Origin of the sequence: Flammeovirga yaeyamensis (genome assembly GCF_018736045.1) — a bacterium.
Classification (GTDB): domain Bacteria; phylum Bacteroidota; class Bacteroidia; order Cytophagales; family Flammeovirgaceae; genus Flammeovirga; species Flammeovirga yaeyamensis.
The window spans coordinates 3,111,283-3,127,807 of record NZ_CP076132.1 but is presented as its reverse complement, the minus strand read 5'-3'; the positions used below and the strand labels follow the sequence as shown (position 1 = coordinate 3,127,807).

The window sequence follows — 16,525 nt, the reverse complement described above, 5'->3', positions numbered from 1 at the left end:
TTATTCTGTCTTTAAAAATTTGATAAACTCTGAGGTATAATCACAATCTTTAGATTGATACATCAAAATCTGTTTAGGGAAAATATAAGAGATGCCTTTAGCTTCACAAAACAAAACTACTTTTTCACTTATATATTGTTTGATTTCTTTGTCAAAGTTTTTCTCTCTATCACTAATGATACCCATAGCTTTTAACTGAAAAGCCTGAATAGATTTTTGTTGATTTTCTAAACTTCTACTTAAACTATCAATTTCTTCTGGAGTCCATTCTCTGTGTTCTTCAATTACCGTATAACTTAATGCAAATTCTTGAGATTTATGTTGGAGAATTTTCGTTAAACTATCAGTTAAAAAAACTTTTTCATGTTCCTCTTTTACATATTGAGGAAGTTCTATTTTTACGGAATCAAGATAGAAATAGCCATATTTTTCTTGTCCATAAGAAAAGTTTAAGGCAAAGAAGAATAGAATACTGAAATAGAGTTGATGATGATACTTCATTCAGTAATTTGCGAATTATTTTTTATCTATCATAAATCGAAGATTTAAATTATTGTAATAATTGCATCCCCCAAACAATAAACAATCCCAAAACTGAAAGGATAAAATTATTCAAACAATGAATCAAGAAGACATGCCAAATATTTCTAGTATATAAATAGATAAGGTTTAGAAACAATCCAGCAGTCATAAAGCTCACCGTAGCAATAATATGTCCTCCGAAATTATTGTAATGTATTAATCCAAAGATCACTGCATTGAAAACTACTAGTACTACTCTCCAAATTTTATTATCAAGAAATAGCTTATGTAATAAGAGGTATCGAAAAGTGATGTCTTCTATAAGTGAAGTAAATACAGGACCTAAGGTGATCAGAAATAATGAAAAACTTATTTCGGGTAGTCCATTTTGATTTTGAAAAAGGGGAGTACCCTGACTAGCAACAGCATCAATTTCTGGTAATAATTTTTTAGTGATTGAAATAATGATCTGAAGTAGAATACCTCCTAATATGACTAAAAGCCATGAATTCCTTTTAGATTGATTAAAGTATTTCCAATGAGTTTGAAGCACATCTTTATATAAGTAAATGAGAATAAAGAAAAGAAAACCTCTTAATAGGGCATCGGCAACAGCTACCGTCTCTTTTTGAAGATCAAAATAGGTGAGTAATACATACCCATTAATGAACATCAAAGGGATGGACAGAAAAGCGATAATATCTTTTAATTGATATTTAATCTTGTCAGGGAAAGGTTCGTTAGGTCTAGTTATTTTTAAATTGAAGTTCATGATTGAAGTATTTCTTATTTATATCATAAACTATGATTTATCACCTCATAAAAAAAAGAGCCAAGAAAAATTTTCTTGACTCTTTACACTTATTATTTTGACAAAATGTTTATTTAAAGAAAATAAAATCAAATGGACCTACACCTGCACTTTCATTAGCCACAAGTTCTTTTTCTTCATTATATATTTGGTAAGAACCAGAACCTGAAAAGTGAGGAGTAATCGCTAGGTAGAAATAATCATTGTTTGGATTGATCCCAAAACCACTAAAATTAATACCTTCCATATATTTTTCTGAAACAGCATTATTAATATCAAATCGGATAATAGAACTTTCTGCAGGTAATTGATTCCAATCATCATCATAAGTAATAATGGAACCAAGTGCATAGATTTTACTCGAGTTTTCATCGAATTTCATAAATCCTTTTCCACTAATCTGAGGGAAGTTAACTTTTAATTCTACAGTTTTTGAAGATGTATTCACTTGACCAATTCCTAAATTCTCATCAGCAGGAGTTGGGAAAATATAACCTTTAGTTAATGAAACCCATAAGTTATTGTCAGAATCAACTAAAAAATCCTGAGGAACAGCATTTAAGTTAATATTCTCTTGTAAGTTACCATCTAAGTTATAAACTTCAATTTTCGTAGAATCCGCAATTGCAACATATAATTCATCATTTACAACTGCTAAACCTTCAGGTTTACTTCCTACATCAAATCTTGATACTTCTTTACCTGTATTAATATCAAGTTTAATAATTTTAGAGTTTTTTATGCTGTAGTCTCCATTATCTACATCAGTATAAGGTCCCCAAACAGAAACAAAAATATAATTGTCAGAAAAGGCTGCTTTTCTTGGGTTGACAATATCTGTCGTAAACGGGTCAAACTTACGTACTAAACTTTTAGAATCAAGGAATTCAATTTTGTCGCCATTAGCACCACATATAACAGTGACATTTTCACTAATATCACAGCCTTGAAGATAAGATTGTATTTCTCTATTGTTTTTGTATTTAAAATAATCAGGCATGATTGTATAAATACTGTCCTTTTCCTCTACTCCAAAAAGGCGTCCATTACCTTCAGAAAAATTACCTTCGTTTACAATTACAAAGCTTGGGTCGAAAGTAGTTACATTTTCATTTTTATCATCATTACATGAGATCAATAATAATGATGAAGTGATAAAAAGTAGGAGTTGTTTGTAAAAATTGTGTTTCATTTTTTATGATAAAAATTAAATTGAAAAATTTATTTTGAAAGTATAGTTTCTGCCAGGCATCGAATAATTTTTATAATTCTGATACTCTTCATCAAGAAGATTATTCACCTTAAAACAGATTACTGTTTTTATTTTATTAATTGTAATTGCTTTTCTTAAACTACTGTTAATAACATTATATGAAGGCATAATGTCATAATCGTCTGTTGTAGTACGTTCTCCTGTAAAAAGAGTATTTATTTCCCATACCCAGCCTTTAAAACCTAATTGAAATGAAGTTTTGAATAAATGATTAGGGACATAAATTAATTGTTTGTCCGAATCTAAATTTTTAGCATCAGTAAATGAATAAGCTAATTTTCCCATCCATTTTAGTGCTGCTTCAGAATAATTATTATTGAAATTAATATCAGTTTCTATTCCTTGAGATAAAGAGTTTTTTATATTTCTAGCATAAGTAGGATCTTCAGGTACCCATTCAATTCTATCATACATTTTTATATAAAACAAAGAAGTATTTGATTCTAAACTAAAATGTTTGAAATGGTGAATAAATTGATAACCTAGATCGAAGTTGTAACCATCCTCAGGTCGAATATTAGGGTTTGCATTTTCACCCCAATATCTTTCATTAAGTGTTGGAACTCTGTAGCTTCTTGCAATCGAACTCTTTAAATTTAAGTAATTCTTTTCGGAGCCTACTACTTTGTAGGCTAAACTAAGAGAAGGAGTAAAAGGTGCTGAATAACCAGTGACAATAGTTTGACGTAATAATGTTGAAATATTTAATCTATTATTAAAATCATATCTTAATGCAACATAAGCAGATGCTCGTGTTTCTTGAGTATTTTCAGGGTATGTACTAACATTTGGCCAAATATGCATTGCATTAACACCTCCCTTGAAATTTATTTTTTTTATTGATGTTTCCGCACTGTACTCACCTTGTATTCTTTCGGTACCAATAAATGAACCAAATGAATATTGATTATCCTTTATAAAAGCTACTCTACCTAAATGTACCCAATTTGATGAAGTATATTTATAATCTAATACCCCCCTAAAATTACTATTTGACATTGAGTTATAAGTAAGAGGGTTATTATTATTTGCCATACTCGGTTGAATATCTCTTTGTTCTTCTGTGTACCAAAGTTTAGCATTTACTTCTTGATTATCAGTTGGTTTAAATGAAGATTGGTATAATATACCTTTATGCCAGAAGCCTGCGTTATTTTGTTTTTCAATTGTGTCAATAATACTTCTGTTGGTGAAAGTATAATCATTGTCTGATTTTTGATACAAAGCAGTAATCTTATTCCTCCATTTTTTACTAACTAATTCAGCTTTTACACCAATGAATTGTTGGCCAAAACTTCCTGTTGAATATTCAACTTGAGCATTTGAATTTTTGCGATATGTTGGTTGTCCATCCAAAATTATTGTACCACCAACAGCACCAGAACCATATTGAGCAGCTCCGGAGCCATAATGTAAATCCATATTATCAAAATAAAATATGTTTACTGATGACATATCAAGTTGTCCTAGGGTTAATGAATTTAAGTTAATACCATTCCATATAATTGCAGTATTTTCAGGAGAAGTACCACGTAAAGAAACAGTAGTAAGCTGTCCGGGAGCACCGTATTCTCTTATATAAGCCGAACTATGATCTCTAAGAAAAGATGCAAGTGTGTTATCATTATTTAATTGTATAGTAGCACTATCAAAAGATTGTATATGTGCTCCTTGACTATAGTACTTCATGGTCTTTGCTGTAATTTCCACTTCATTTAATTCGCGATCAGGAAGTTGATATTCATCCTGAGCAAAAAGAGAAACATGAGCAAAGAGAAACACTAATGTGATAATCCTCTTAATCATTATTGTAATTTCTGATAGAAATAGAGTTCGTGATCCGGTAACAAATCCGGATGAAATATCTTTATTAAGTCTGCTAAAACGATTTCAGGATGGAGGTTTCCTGTGGCCCAATAATCACTAGCCATTCCACCTCTTGTTCGTTTATTATGGTTGAAGACCATTCGATTTTTAAATGCATCGAATTGCCCATAACGAGAATCTTTATTCAAAATCTGTTGAAGGTTGTCTGTTGTTCCTGCATTTACCCAATAATCAGCATCTTTACCCTTTGCAAAAACAGCTTCAAGATCTAGTTGTATACTTCCAGTCTGATCTGTTTCACTCCAAGGGTAAGAAACATGTGTTTGCTCTAAAGCTTTTGCCAAATAAGAAGCACCTCCAGGTACAGACCACATTCCTTTATAAGGAAAACCTGTAATCACTTTTGGTTGTGAATCCGATTGCTTCGCTAATTTTACTAAATCGTTATATTTTAATTCGATGCTTGTAAATAAAGCATCAGCTTGCTTTTCTTTATTTAATAATGCTCCAAATAATTTCACCCATTCAGCTCGTCCTAATAAGTCATTTTCTTGCCAATCAGTGTTCGACAAAATTGGAATACCTGCTTTTCTAATCACAGGAAAAGATTGAGCAGTTACAGAAGAATTTCCCACAACCATTACAAGGTCTGCATTAGACATAAGAATCTTTTCTGCATTATCAGTAATGTCATAACCAACTGTAATAATTTTTCCATCAGCCATTCGATCAACAATAGCTTGACTGTACATATATGTAGAATCGACATAACCTCTAATAGCATCTAATGCATCCAACTCTTCCATCATCGTAGTTTGTGATGTAGTGGTAGTGATCATGTTTGAAATGGGAATGCGAATAACTTGGCTTTGAGTAAAACCAGTTGGCAATGATTGACCCTTTTGCAATAATACATAAGAGGTCTTCTTGTCGTTGAAAGGATTGATTAGATGTAAAACTTTGTAATCATCTTTATAGTCAAGAGAGAAAGTTTTAGCATATTTTACTTGCAGAGGAGTTGCAGTAAAACTCTGATAAGTTTCCTTTGAAGTTTTGTTTGTATGAGATTCACAGCTAAATAAAACTGTGGATAATGCTCCTAAAAATAGGAGTACATTTATAAGACGTTTCATTGTTTTCACTTTTCACCCGAAGAATATTTCTACAACAAAAGATATCCTGACTTCTTTTTATTTTGAACCTTCCCGGTCGACCAGTGGTAATTCTCAAAAACCTAAATTAATAGGAAAAGTTACAGTAGCGGGGACTGTTTTGGATTTACACCAAATTCCCTTTTGTTGATGCAAATATGGAAGAAGAAAAGTTATAAAACAATTCCAAAGTATCACTTATTAAGTGATTGTGATCATTTGTAAATTTATTTTCGTCGTCTAACAATAACGAAAATAACTATTTTGAAATTGAAAAAGACCTTCTTAAATAATCGACATATTCACTATTTAAGAAGGCCTGTTGTGTATGTTATTAATGAACCAAATTGTTCAATTCTTTTTCCAAAATGAGTGGTTTTAAACCAGTTATTCTTTTAATAATAACGCCATCTTTCACAATAAACTGAGTGGGGTAGCCTTGTACATTTAACGTATTTCTTAGTTGAGAGATATTATGATCCGTCACCCTATAATATTGAACTTGCTCGGTAATCGGTAGTTTATTTACCTCCTCTTTCCATTTTATATCAGATTGATCACAGAATAAATACACAAATTTTATATTAGAGTTTTTATGCTTTTCAATAATAGCAGGGAAATCTTCATGAAGCCCTTTTTTACAGAAGCCACACCAACTTACAAATAGGTTAATGACATAAGTGCCATCATCAAAACGTTTAGAAAATTCGTTACCATGAGTATCAATTACTGAGATATCTTTTGGGAACTCTATTTCTTTGAACCCTTTTCTTCTGTTGGCCAGCCCGGTTAATTCTTTAATTTGAGAGGATGTGGGATACGTGTTTTTAAAGACTTCAACGGATTGATTGAATTTAGCATTACTCAAAGTATCATTGTAATAGTGATATTTTGATAAGTACTCGAACAATACTTTTTCTTGCAACTCCTCATTTTGAATAACGTTTTGATTGATTTCCTGAAATCTTTCCAAGTTAGTATTCGCTTGATGGTTGAAACGACCTTTTTCTATACTTGTAAAATCATCTTCAACTATTGTTATCTGAGTATGAATACTCTCCGCAATATATTCAGCTAGCACAGGACTTGAATAAATCATCGGATCGTTTAAATCGAAATGTTTAAGTACTGAGATTAAGTGGTTTCGATTATTTACTTTAACCGTATCTGTAAAATTTTCTGCGTAGATCGTATTTGCCTCAATCCATAGGGCAATGATATTACCTTTATTTTCATTGATGAAATCTTCGTTCAACTTGTCTTTATAAGCAAATAAGGTATCAGACATGTTGTTGAATACCGCTTGTAATAATTGGTTGGAGGCTTTATAGTCAGTATGATAAGCAAGGTTATTAAGGATGTTTGTACTTTCATCAATCTGTTTCATGAAAGTATAATGATAATTTAAACTATCTGAGATTTCTTCCCTTTGTTTATCAAAATAATAGGGATCAAAATAAGTCGTTCTAATTTCCTTTAATTCATTTTTTATATCCTTATGATTTTGTTGACTGTAAGTACTTCTTTTTAGTAATTCACGTGTCTGTTTATACTTCATGAAATCGCTCATAGCCACATTCTGACGTTGTTCTTCAGTTCTACTTTTAAAGTAATTATTATATTCCACTCGAATAGAATCACGTTTATCGTATAGACTAGTGTAGGATATTTCCTTTTGATTGATTAGTTCAGAGTATTTATTGCTATCGATCGATCTAAACTCCCAATACGCACCATTGTATTCTGCAAAAGGGGATTCCATATCTACCCAAAGGGCAACTTTATCGGATAATCGAAAAGTATTACCTGCATTTAAAGAATATCCTTCCGTTGTGCTGAAATTGACAATATCTAAATGCCCCTCATATGTGGTTTTGGTTTTGGGATCATTATAAACCAATTGATAATCTATATCTTGAATGTAGTTTCTGTCATCTCTATAAGCAAATTGTATGTTACCTTTAGAATTTTTCCTATTACTAATATAAGGGTAGATATAATAGAAATCGTTTTTACTTATAGGGATAAAGAAATCATTACTTTCAATTTTTACTACTTCATAATTCTCACGTATATATAGTTTCCCAGTACCTTGAATTTTTGGGTTTACACTTTTATAAGAGAGCACATATATTGAAGAACCTTTTTGTGAGTATAGATCTTCCAATGTATACTCAAATGAATTATAATTAAATAGTGGGCCATTTTTTATGATATTCCAACTATACCCCAATAAGAGTTTAGATTGAATAAGGTTGCTATTTCTATAAAAGTCTTCTGTTTCTTTAATGTTGCCACCTTTTTCTAATTGTCGTTTTTCTTTTTCATTGAGGTTAGAAAAATCCCAAGTTTCATCATAATTCCAATCGTGGTTTTTATTCTCTCTTAGTTGATCAAAAAGTAGATTGTAAACACCTCCTTTATATGCTGTAATATTGTATGTTTTTTGATCGAATTCATTAAAATAAATATCACCACTACCTTCTAAACCAGAAATAAATTCATCATTCTGATATTTCAATTCAGCATAGTAAAATTCGCCAAGATAGGGAGTTTGTCTAAATTCTTTTTTAAACTTTTTAGCCGTGTTTTGTATAATTTCCTTTACAGTCGGTATTTTAGATTTAACCACAACTAAGTCCAATTCCGTAGCATTCGATTGTAATGCAATATCATTAACCATCATCAAAGACAACTTTGCTATAGGAATGCGCTTTTTCTCGTAACCTATACAAGAAACTTCTAAAGTATCTTTAAGACTTTCAGTTTTAATGGGAATTCTAAAATATCCCTTGTCATTTGTAGCAGCGCCTATATATTTTCCTTTAATTAAAACATTAGCATAGGGAATAGGGGTGTTGTCAACTTTGTCTATCAGTTTACCTTTTAAATCTTGAGCAGACAAAAGAGTACAGGTAATTAAACCCAATAAAAATAAGTAGATTGATTTCATTTTCAAGTTGGTTAGTCTTTGGTATGAGAAATTGGCCAAAGAAATAGTTAAAAAATGATCTTTAGTCAGAAGATCGCGGGTCAAATATACAAAATTAATTTAGTCGCGCAACAGTTATTCCTGTATTCAATTTGCTGTTTTTCAGCCATTCTGCTAATGGTTTGTCAGTAATGACTACTTTTCCTTTTGATTGAGAGGCGTGAAGCAAATAGATACGCCCATCCTCTTTTCTGATCGCTAATCCAACATGAGCAACATCCAAACCTTTCACCTTACATACTAAAGCGATTATATCTCCCGATTGGATTTTATCTTCAACCTTCGCAATATCTTTGATGTAGATTTGAGATAGCGGTTTTTTATTGATATTGGCTTCTACTTTACGGATTTCTGCCACTGCCGAATCGTTATCAACTAATTGATTATAAGCAGTGATATGTGTACTCATAAAGTTGATTTCTTTATCATATGTTTCTCCACCAATTTCTTCAGTAATATCATGTAAAATTCCTTTTGCTTCATTGTTTCTTACCCAATCTGTTAAATAATGAAGTCTAGAAGTATATCCATTCAACTTGCCATCTCTGTAGCGAATGTGTTCAAGAATACTAACATAGTGGTTCAATGTTCTATATTTTTCATTTTCCTCCCCAGTATATAATTTTGATAGACCAATCATGTTTTCAACAAAAGTGGTACAATCAAATCCTGTAAAGTTCACAACGATTGTTTCTTTCTTAGTGTCTACTTCAAGTGTCTTCTCCATGTAGGGTTCTCCCAAGAAAGTTTGAGCAATTTTGATTACTTTTTGGGATTGATTTAAAGAGTCTAAATCAATTTTATTGAGTGAATCGACACGCACTTCGAAGGCTTTTTTGTTAGGAATACTGCAAGTAACTTGACACTTCCCATAAAAAGTGATAAATAAAAGGCAAATTGTGGCGAAGAATTGTTTAGACATATTAATTTTTTGCAATTTTGTAGATAAGCTGAAATTACATAAAACTTCAATAGAGTTTAAATAATTTTGCTCTAAGCTGACAAAAACTTTATCAAACTTCAAAAAGTTTAAGTTGTAATCAACAAGCTTTCTTGATATCAACGTATAAAATTACATAAAGAATGTTGAATAAAACTCTAAGTATATTTTTTTCATTTATTTTTTTGACTTTTTCTAGTCTTCACGCTCAAGATATAAGTGATAACCCGGAAAAAGATAAATATGTAGGTCAATACAACGGTGAAGGTAAAAGGCATGGATCCGGTACTTATACTTGGCAAGATGGAACTCAATACCAAGGGAAATGGAGAAATGACCTAATGGAAGGTAGAGGTACACTTCGATTTGCTAATGGAAATAAATACGAAGGGAACTTCTTTAAAGGACAACCTTTTGGTGCTGGTGTTTATACTTGGGCCAACGGCGATATTTATAAAGGTGGCTTCTTAGATGGAAAAATGCACGGAAGAGGTGTGCTTATAACTGCTACTGGTGAAAGACATGAAGGTACTTGGGTAAACAATCAGGTAAATGGTGAAGGTCAACATTGGTATCCGAATGGAGCTCAATATATAGGTGAATGGAAAAACGGTAAAAGACATGGTAAAGGAATTATGCTTTACCCTAATGGAGATACTGAACAAGGTGAATGGAGAGAGGATGAGTATGTACCATGTGATTGTTATAGAGAATCGGTATCTGTAGAAGAATCTTACAACGAATCGGAGGCTGTTTTTATTGCTAAAGTTTTTGAAGTAGAAACAACAGATGAAGGCTATGATAGAGTAGGGATGATCGTTTCAGAATACTGGAAAGGGGCACTATACCCTAAGCGTAAGGTGTACCTAAGAGCAGGTTATACATCTTGCGATTACGTATTTTTTGAGAACGAAGAATACTTAGTTTATGCTAATCCATACGATTTTGATAAATCACTTTACTATCCTACGAAATGTTCTAGGACTATGAATCTTGAAATTCCTCTGGCTCAAAGAGATATTGAAACTTTGAGAAAAATGACCTGCGAATTTAATGAAAATGATAAACGTAAAGTATCGTTTGATTTTACGGATGACCCTGTTTGTGGTTGTGATGGGAAAGAATACAAAAACCCATATCAAGCATATAAAAACCAAGTAGGTCATTGGTGGGCAGGAACTTGTGAGGAAAAGAAAAAGCGTGATGAAGAACTAAGGAAAAAGAAATACAAGATTAAAACTGAAGTTGAAGAAGAGAAGAAAGAGGTGAAGGAACAAAAACAACAGATGTATAATTATGTAGAAGAAGAATAATTATTATTCCTTTTTCAAGAAAAGATGCTTACCTTCATAAGCATCTTTTTTTTATCTAAAAACAACACTAATGGGATTATTTAATAGCCTGATGGGTAATGTGTCTTCACATGATATTGAAGATGTAAAAGAACAATTCGGATTTGTCTTGGCTTCTGACGAAGAATTTGTAAGTGCTTATAAATTGATTAGAGACCAGTGGATTTTTACCAATAAGCGCTTGATCGTTATCGATAAGCAAGGCATTACTGGTAAGAAAGCTGAATTGCTTTCTATTCCTTATAAAAGCATCGAAATGTTCTCTATGGAGACAAAAGGTAATTTTGATGCTGACTCTGAATTAAAGATATGGACGAAACGTTTACCAGAACCTTTGCAAACAAAGTTTGGTAGCGATAAAGATGTAAAAGAAGTCTATCAGATTTTATCAGAAGGAACACTTTAAAAGTGCTATAGAGTCTATAAAAAAGCGAAGCCACTTGAGTTACTTAATACCCAAGTGGCTTCATAATTTTAATAATTTTGTGGCTATAATGATGATATACTAAACCTTACAAATTTATCTTTTAAGGCCATATATTCATTGGCAATGCCATCTAATTTTTCTTTGAAATAACTGTATTTCTCAAACGTTTCGTCGGTGACAATAGTATTATTATTTACACTAAGTAAAGAATCGTCAAACACATCAATTTCAGCTAAAACGTCGTTTATTCTCTTAATAATCTTTTCATTAAGTTGTTTAAAATCTTTGAGTTTGTTTTGCTGAATGACATCATTAGACCTATTTAAATACAAGTCAATCCTATCGTTTGATAACTTTATCTCGTTAATGTAAAAGGTAATTTCGTTTGTCCAAAACTTGATTTCCGATTTTACATCAGAGATATACTTTAACAAACTAATGGTCATTATAATATTATTTTTGTTTCAATATAAACTAACGGCAGTTGATCAAATACGTTGCTTTCATTAATTTTTATTTTTGATTTTTCAATTCTTTCTGATATCATTACAATTACTATCATTAAAATATGCAATTAATGATTTTTTAATTATTACAACCAACTATACCAAGTAGTTAATTTCTCACTCAAATCTTTTACTATGAATAACTTAAGCACTATTCTGTTAGGCATTTGCTTAGCAGTCATTATGTTGGGCATGGGACTGTCTTTAGTTCCAGACGATTTTAAAAGAATTTTCAAGAAACCATTAGCTGTATTTTTAGGACTGTTTTTGCAAATTGTAGCGTTACCAATTGTTGCCTTTGGTATTGCATATGCATTGGCCTTACCGTCATTTATAGCAGTAGGTCTAATAATTCTTGCAGCTTGTCCTGGTGGTCCAACATCAAATTTGATTACACATTTAGCTAAAGGCGATACAGCACTGTCTGTCTCTTTAACAGCCATATCAAGCTTTTTGACTATCCTTACGATTCCATTCGTAATCAATTTTGGAACATCATTTTTTATGAGTCAAGATCAAACCATTTTATTGGATATTCCTGATACGATTAAAAAGATCATGATTGTGAGTGTCATTCCTATCGTTTTGGGTATGACCATCAGAAAGTTTGCTCCTAATTTTGCATCCAAAATGGCAAAGCCAACGAAAATTGCATCAGCAGTCATCTTAATTGTAATGATCATTGGTATTGTTGTCAAAGAAAGAGACAATGTGATAGAGTATTTCTCTCAAGCAGGAATTGCCACATTATCATTAAATGTGATTACGATGTTAATGGGGTATGGAGTGAGTAGGCTGTTTAAATTAAACAAGGCACAAGCGACTTCTATCTCCATTGAAACAGGAATTCAAAACGGTACTATGGCCATTACTATCGCTATTGGTATCATGAATAGAGTCGACCTTTCGATTGCAGCGGGTGTATATTCTTTAATTATGTTCTTTACATCTGGAGCAATTATATTTTTCTTTTCTAGAAAAGGAGCAGCTGAAGAGGTACCTGCAGCAGAATAAAATATTCTTTGTAAAATGATAAGAACTAATTCTGAATCATTTTATTAGGGTGAACATCAAATGAGCATAATTGGGTGATAAAATGAACATCTAATAATGCTCATTTTTCTAATAAGTTTTAAATACTCAATAAAGTGTTGAGTATTTTTTGAAATACATCAATTTTTCAAATTAAATCTATTATTTTCGCAGATTGAAATTATGTAGTTATAGTAAGCTACATCAAAAGAATAAAACATTCGATAATGCAAATTCTTAGTGAACAGGAAGTACTCCGTAGAGAAAAAAGACAACAATTAATGGATCTTGGGATTGATCCATATCCAGCGGCAAAATTTGACGTAAACGTTTCTGCAAAAGATATCTTAGATAACTTCGAACGCAGACCTAACGATTACGGTACTATTACTATTGCTGGTCGTCTTATGAGTGTTCGTGAAATGGGTAAAGCCTCTTTCGTAGAACTTCAGGATGCATCTGGTAGAATTCAGGTGTATATTGCAAGAGACGAAATTTGTCCAGGTGAAGACAAGACGATGTACAATAAGGTGTTCAAGAAACTTTTGGACCGTGGTGACTTTATTGGCATCGAGGGTTTTGTATTCAAAACTCAAGTTGGTGAAATCAGTATTCATGCGAAAAGCTTGAAGGTTTTATCAAAATCTTTGAAACCGCTTCCAGCTGTTAAGTTAACTAAGGACGAGGATGGTAACGAAACTGTTCACGACGCATTCACTGATCCAGAATTAAGATACCGTCAACGTTATGTTGATTTGGTAGTAAATAAAGGTGTTAAAGAAACGTTCTTGAAAAGAACGAAGATCATTAACGCTATGCGTGGATTCTTCAACGACCATGGTCATTTAGAAGTTGATACGCCAGTTTTACAAGCTATTCCAGGTGGTGCAGCGGCTAGCCCGTTTGTTACTCACCACAATGCTTTGGATATCCCATTGTACTTGAGAATTGCCAATGAGCTTTACTTAAAGCGTCTAATCGTTGGTGGTTTTGATGGTGTTTATGAGTTCTCTAGAAACTTCCGTAACGAAGGTATGGATAGAACGCATAATCCAGAGTTTACAGCAGTTGAAATCTATGTAGCTTACAAAGATTACAATTGGATGATGGAATTCACTGAGCAATGTTTAGAGCACGTAGCAATGGCTGCCAACGGTACAACAGATGCTGTAGTAGGAGAGAATCAAATCTCTTTCAAAGCACCTTACCGTCGTGTAACTATGGCTGAGGCGATTATGGAACATACAGGTAAAGATATCAACGGTAAATCTGTTGAAGAATTACGTGTATTCTGTGATGAGTTAGGCATTGAGCATGACGAAACAATGGGTAAGGGTAAATTGATTGACGAGATCTTCGGTGAGAAATGTGAGGGTAACTATATCCAACCAACTTTCATTACTGACTATCCTGTTGAGATGTCTCCTTTATGTAAGCGTCACCGTGATAATCCAGAATTGACAGAACGTTTCGAATTGATGGTGAATGGTAAAGAGGTAGCAAATGCTTACTCTGAGCTGAATGACCCAATTGATCAAAGAGAGCGTTTTGAAGAGCAAATGAAGTTAATGGAAGCAGGTGATGACGAAGCAATGTTCATCGACCAAGACTTCTTGAGAGCATTAGAATACGGTATGCCTCCAACATCTGGTTTAGGTATTGGTATCGACCGTTTGGTAATGATGTTGACTGATAATGCTTCTATCCAAGAAGTATTGTTCTTCCCTCAAATGCGTCCTGAAAAATGGCCTGAAGCATCTTCGGAAGCAGCATGGGCAGAAATCGGTGTTGAAAAGGATTTAATCCCAGTGATGCACAAATTAGGTTTCTACATGACTGAAGATTTAGCTGACAAAGCAGCAGGTAAACTGATGAACGATTTTATCGGTATGAAAAAGAAATTGAAATTGAAGCAAATTCCTAATCCATCAAAAGATTTGGTTGAAGGCTGGATTTCAAAAGCTGCAGCAGCAAAAGCATAAGTAATTAAGATAAAGAGCGATCTTTATTGAATATAAAAAAGCGGTGAATTTCTTCGGAAGTTCATCGCTTTTTGTTTTCTTTGAAATGAATATATTTTTTATCACATCTTCAAAACTAGATTCATGGTGAAAGATGTGATCATACAAACCAATAAACTTAACATAACACATGAAAAACATCTCTGTCATTGGGTCGGGGACTATGGGTAATGGTATTGCTCATGTTTTTGCACAAAGTGGATACAAAGTTTCACTAGTAGATATATCAAGTGATGCTTTAGAGAAAGCCCTAAAAACAATTGGGAAAAACCTTGATCGTTTGATCGCTAAGGAGAAAATCACTGAAGAGACAAAACAATCAACACTTCAAAATCTCACTACCTATACAGATTTAAAAGAAGGAGTAAGTAATGCTGATCTCGTAGTCGAAGCAGCTTCTGAAAACATCGACATTAAACTGTCTATTTTTAAGCAGTTGGATGAATTTACTCCCGATCACTGTATTCTATCATCGAATACTTCTTCTATATCTATTACTAAGATTGGGGCCGTAACACAACGTCCTGAAAAAGTAATTGGAATGCACTTTATGAATCCTGTGCCAATGATGAAATTGGTGGAGGTAATAAATGGTTACTTAACATCAAAAGAAACCACAGATGCAGTAGTAGAGATGTCGAAGTCTATTGGAAAAGTACCTGTGCCTGCCAACGATTATGCAGGTTTTGTAGCCAATAGAATCTTGATGCCTATGATTAACGAGGCCATTATTTCTTTACAAAATGGTGTAGCAGGTGTGGAAGAAATTGATACTATTATGAAGTTAGGAATGGCTCATCCAATGGGTCCATTACAATTAGCTGATTTCATTGGTCTAGATGTTTGCTTATCCATTATGAGAGTATTACAAGATGGCTTAGGAGATGATAAATATGCACCAAGTCCATTATTAGTGAATATGGTTGAAGCAGGAATTTTAGGAGTAAAATCTGGTGAAGGTTTTTATGATTGGGTAGAAGGCAACAATAAAGCTTTAGTAGTGAGTAAGCGTTTTAAATCATAGAATATTTGATATAAACAAAAAGGGTGATCAACTAAAATTGATCACCCTTTTTGTTATTGTTGAGACTGTAAATAGGTATCTAAAATCTCACCTAATTTCTGTATATCATAAATTTGCCAATGATCATCAACTTTTCTCATTTTAACGACGAGATCATTCACAACATCTGTATTATCTAATTGAATCTGCAAGGTGAGTACTGCTTGTGAATCATTCACCTCACTACTTTTTATACCTTTATAATTGGCACCATTACCTTTAGCTAAAGCAAGTAAACCAACAACATCTCCACTAACACCTTCTATTGTATTTGGTATATTGATGTCGCCACTTTTTATACCTTTTTCAACTTGTTCTTTCACTGTAGAAACAATAGCCGGTTTCATCATGGCCATAAAACCAGTGGCAATATCTAATTGTCCTTGGTTTTTGTTCATTTGATAATTTACATATTGATCAACAATTGAATTTAAAACATTGTCTAAGTCAACATATTCATTAAAGCTATCAATATCCTTATTGTCTATAGCATGTTTAATTTCTAGAAAAGTAACTTCGGGTGTATCTTTTAGATTATAAACATAAAAACCCACTCCAGCACCTAAAATTAAAATCGCAAGAAGTGCAAAAACAATTTTCTTATTCAT

At 32.6% G+C, this 16,525-nt stretch carries 14 protein-coding genes and 1 riboswitch; of the genes, 5 read left to right on the top strand and 9 right to left on the bottom strand.

Going from position 1 to position 16,525, the window contains the following annotated elements:
- The 7 genes from KMW28_RS12365 to KMW28_RS12335 all read right to left on the bottom strand — a co-directional run bounded on the left by KMW28_RS12365 (position 1) and on the right by KMW28_RS12335 (position 9,498).
- Positions 1-501 carry an OmpH family outer membrane protein gene (locus KMW28_RS12365; RefSeq protein WP_169663151.1) on the bottom strand — a complete coding sequence of 167 codons (501 nt, stop codon included), beginning with the start codon at positions 499-501 and terminating at the stop codon, positions 1-3.
- Positions 502-550: 49 nt separating this feature from the next.
- Positions 551-1,294: a CPBP family intramembrane glutamic endopeptidase gene (locus KMW28_RS12360; protein ID WP_169663152.1), complete on the bottom strand. Its 744-nt coding sequence runs from the start codon at positions 1,292-1,294 to the stop codon at positions 551-553.
- Between the two features lie 109 nt (positions 1,295-1,403).
- Positions 1,404-2,525 carry a YncE family protein gene (locus KMW28_RS12355; protein ID WP_169663153.1) on the bottom strand — a complete coding sequence of 374 codons (1,122 nt, stop codon included), beginning with the start codon at positions 2,523-2,525 and terminating at the stop codon, positions 1,404-1,406.
- Positions 2,526-2,540: 15 nt separating this feature from the next.
- A complete protein-coding gene (locus KMW28_RS12350; protein ID WP_169663154.1) occupies positions 2,541-4,412 on the bottom strand; it encodes a TonB-dependent receptor plug domain-containing protein in 1,872 nt (623 codons plus the stop codon).
- Positions 4,412-5,566 carry an ABC transporter substrate-binding protein gene (locus KMW28_RS12345; protein ID WP_169663155.1) on the bottom strand — a complete coding sequence of 385 codons (1,155 nt, stop codon included), beginning with the start codon at positions 5,564-5,566 and terminating at the stop codon, positions 4,412-4,414. The genes KMW28_RS12350 and KMW28_RS12345 overlap by 1 nt, the downstream gene beginning before the upstream one ends.
- A 19-nt stretch (positions 5,567-5,585) precedes the next feature.
- Positions 5,586-5,763: riboswitch (cobalamin riboswitch) on the bottom strand.
- A gap of 155 nt (positions 5,764-5,918) precedes the next feature.
- The gene (locus tag KMW28_RS12340; protein WP_169663156.1) at positions 5,919-8,537 is read right to left on the bottom strand and encodes a carboxypeptidase-like regulatory domain-containing protein; all 2,619 of its coding nucleotides are present in this window, start codon (positions 8,535-8,537) and stop codon (positions 5,919-5,921) included.
- Between the two features lie 94 nt (positions 8,538-8,631).
- Positions 8,632-9,498: an N-acetylmuramoyl-L-alanine amidase-like domain-containing protein gene (locus KMW28_RS12335; RefSeq protein WP_169663157.1), complete on the bottom strand. Its 867-nt coding sequence runs from the start codon at positions 9,496-9,498 to the stop codon at positions 8,632-8,634.
- A 161-nt stretch (positions 9,499-9,659) separates the two neighbouring features.
- Here KMW28_RS12335 and KMW28_RS12330 point away from each other — a divergent pair, with 161 nt between their 5' ends.
- On the top strand, positions 9,660-10,829 hold the full coding sequence (locus KMW28_RS12330) for an MORN repeat-containing protein (protein WP_169663158.1): 1,170 nt from the start codon (positions 9,660-9,662) through the stop codon (positions 10,827-10,829).
- A 70-nt stretch (positions 10,830-10,899) separates the two neighbouring features.
- Positions 10,900-11,274: a PH domain-containing protein gene (locus tag KMW28_RS12325; RefSeq protein ID WP_169663159.1), complete on the top strand. Its 375-nt coding sequence runs from the start codon at positions 10,900-10,902 to the stop codon at positions 11,272-11,274.
- 83 nt (positions 11,275-11,357) lie between these two features.
- Here the strand turns inward: KMW28_RS12325 and KMW28_RS12320 are convergent, their stop codons facing one another.
- Positions 11,358-11,741: a hypothetical protein gene (locus KMW28_RS12320; protein ID WP_169663160.1), complete on the bottom strand. Its 384-nt coding sequence runs from the start codon at positions 11,739-11,741 to the stop codon at positions 11,358-11,360.
- Between the two features lie 195 nt (positions 11,742-11,936).
- Here KMW28_RS12320 and KMW28_RS12315 point away from each other — a divergent pair, with 195 nt between their 5' ends.
- The 3 genes from KMW28_RS12315 to KMW28_RS12305 all read left to right on the top strand — a co-directional run bounded on the left by KMW28_RS12315 (position 11,937) and on the right by KMW28_RS12305 (position 15,878).
- The gene (locus KMW28_RS12315; RefSeq protein ID WP_169663161.1) at positions 11,937-12,815 is read left to right on the top strand and encodes a bile acid:sodium symporter family protein; all 879 of its coding nucleotides are present in this window, start codon (positions 11,937-11,939) and stop codon (positions 12,813-12,815) included.
- A 245-nt stretch (positions 12,816-13,060) separates the two neighbouring features.
- A complete protein-coding gene (lysS, locus tag KMW28_RS12310) occupies positions 13,061-14,815 on the top strand; it encodes a lysine--tRNA ligase (protein WP_169663162.1) in 1,755 nt (584 codons plus the stop codon).
- A gap of 169 nt (positions 14,816-14,984) precedes the next feature.
- On the top strand, positions 14,985-15,878 hold the full coding sequence (locus KMW28_RS12305) for a 3-hydroxyacyl-CoA dehydrogenase family protein (RefSeq protein WP_169663163.1): 894 nt from the start codon (positions 14,985-14,987) through the stop codon (positions 15,876-15,878).
- 53 nt (positions 15,879-15,931) lie between these two features.
- Here KMW28_RS12305 and KMW28_RS12300 read toward each other — a convergent pair whose 3' ends face one another.
- Positions 15,932-16,525 (bottom strand): DUF2939 domain-containing protein, encoded by a 594-nt coding sequence (locus KMW28_RS12300; protein WP_169663164.1) that lies wholly within the window; start codon positions 16,523-16,525, stop codon positions 15,932-15,934.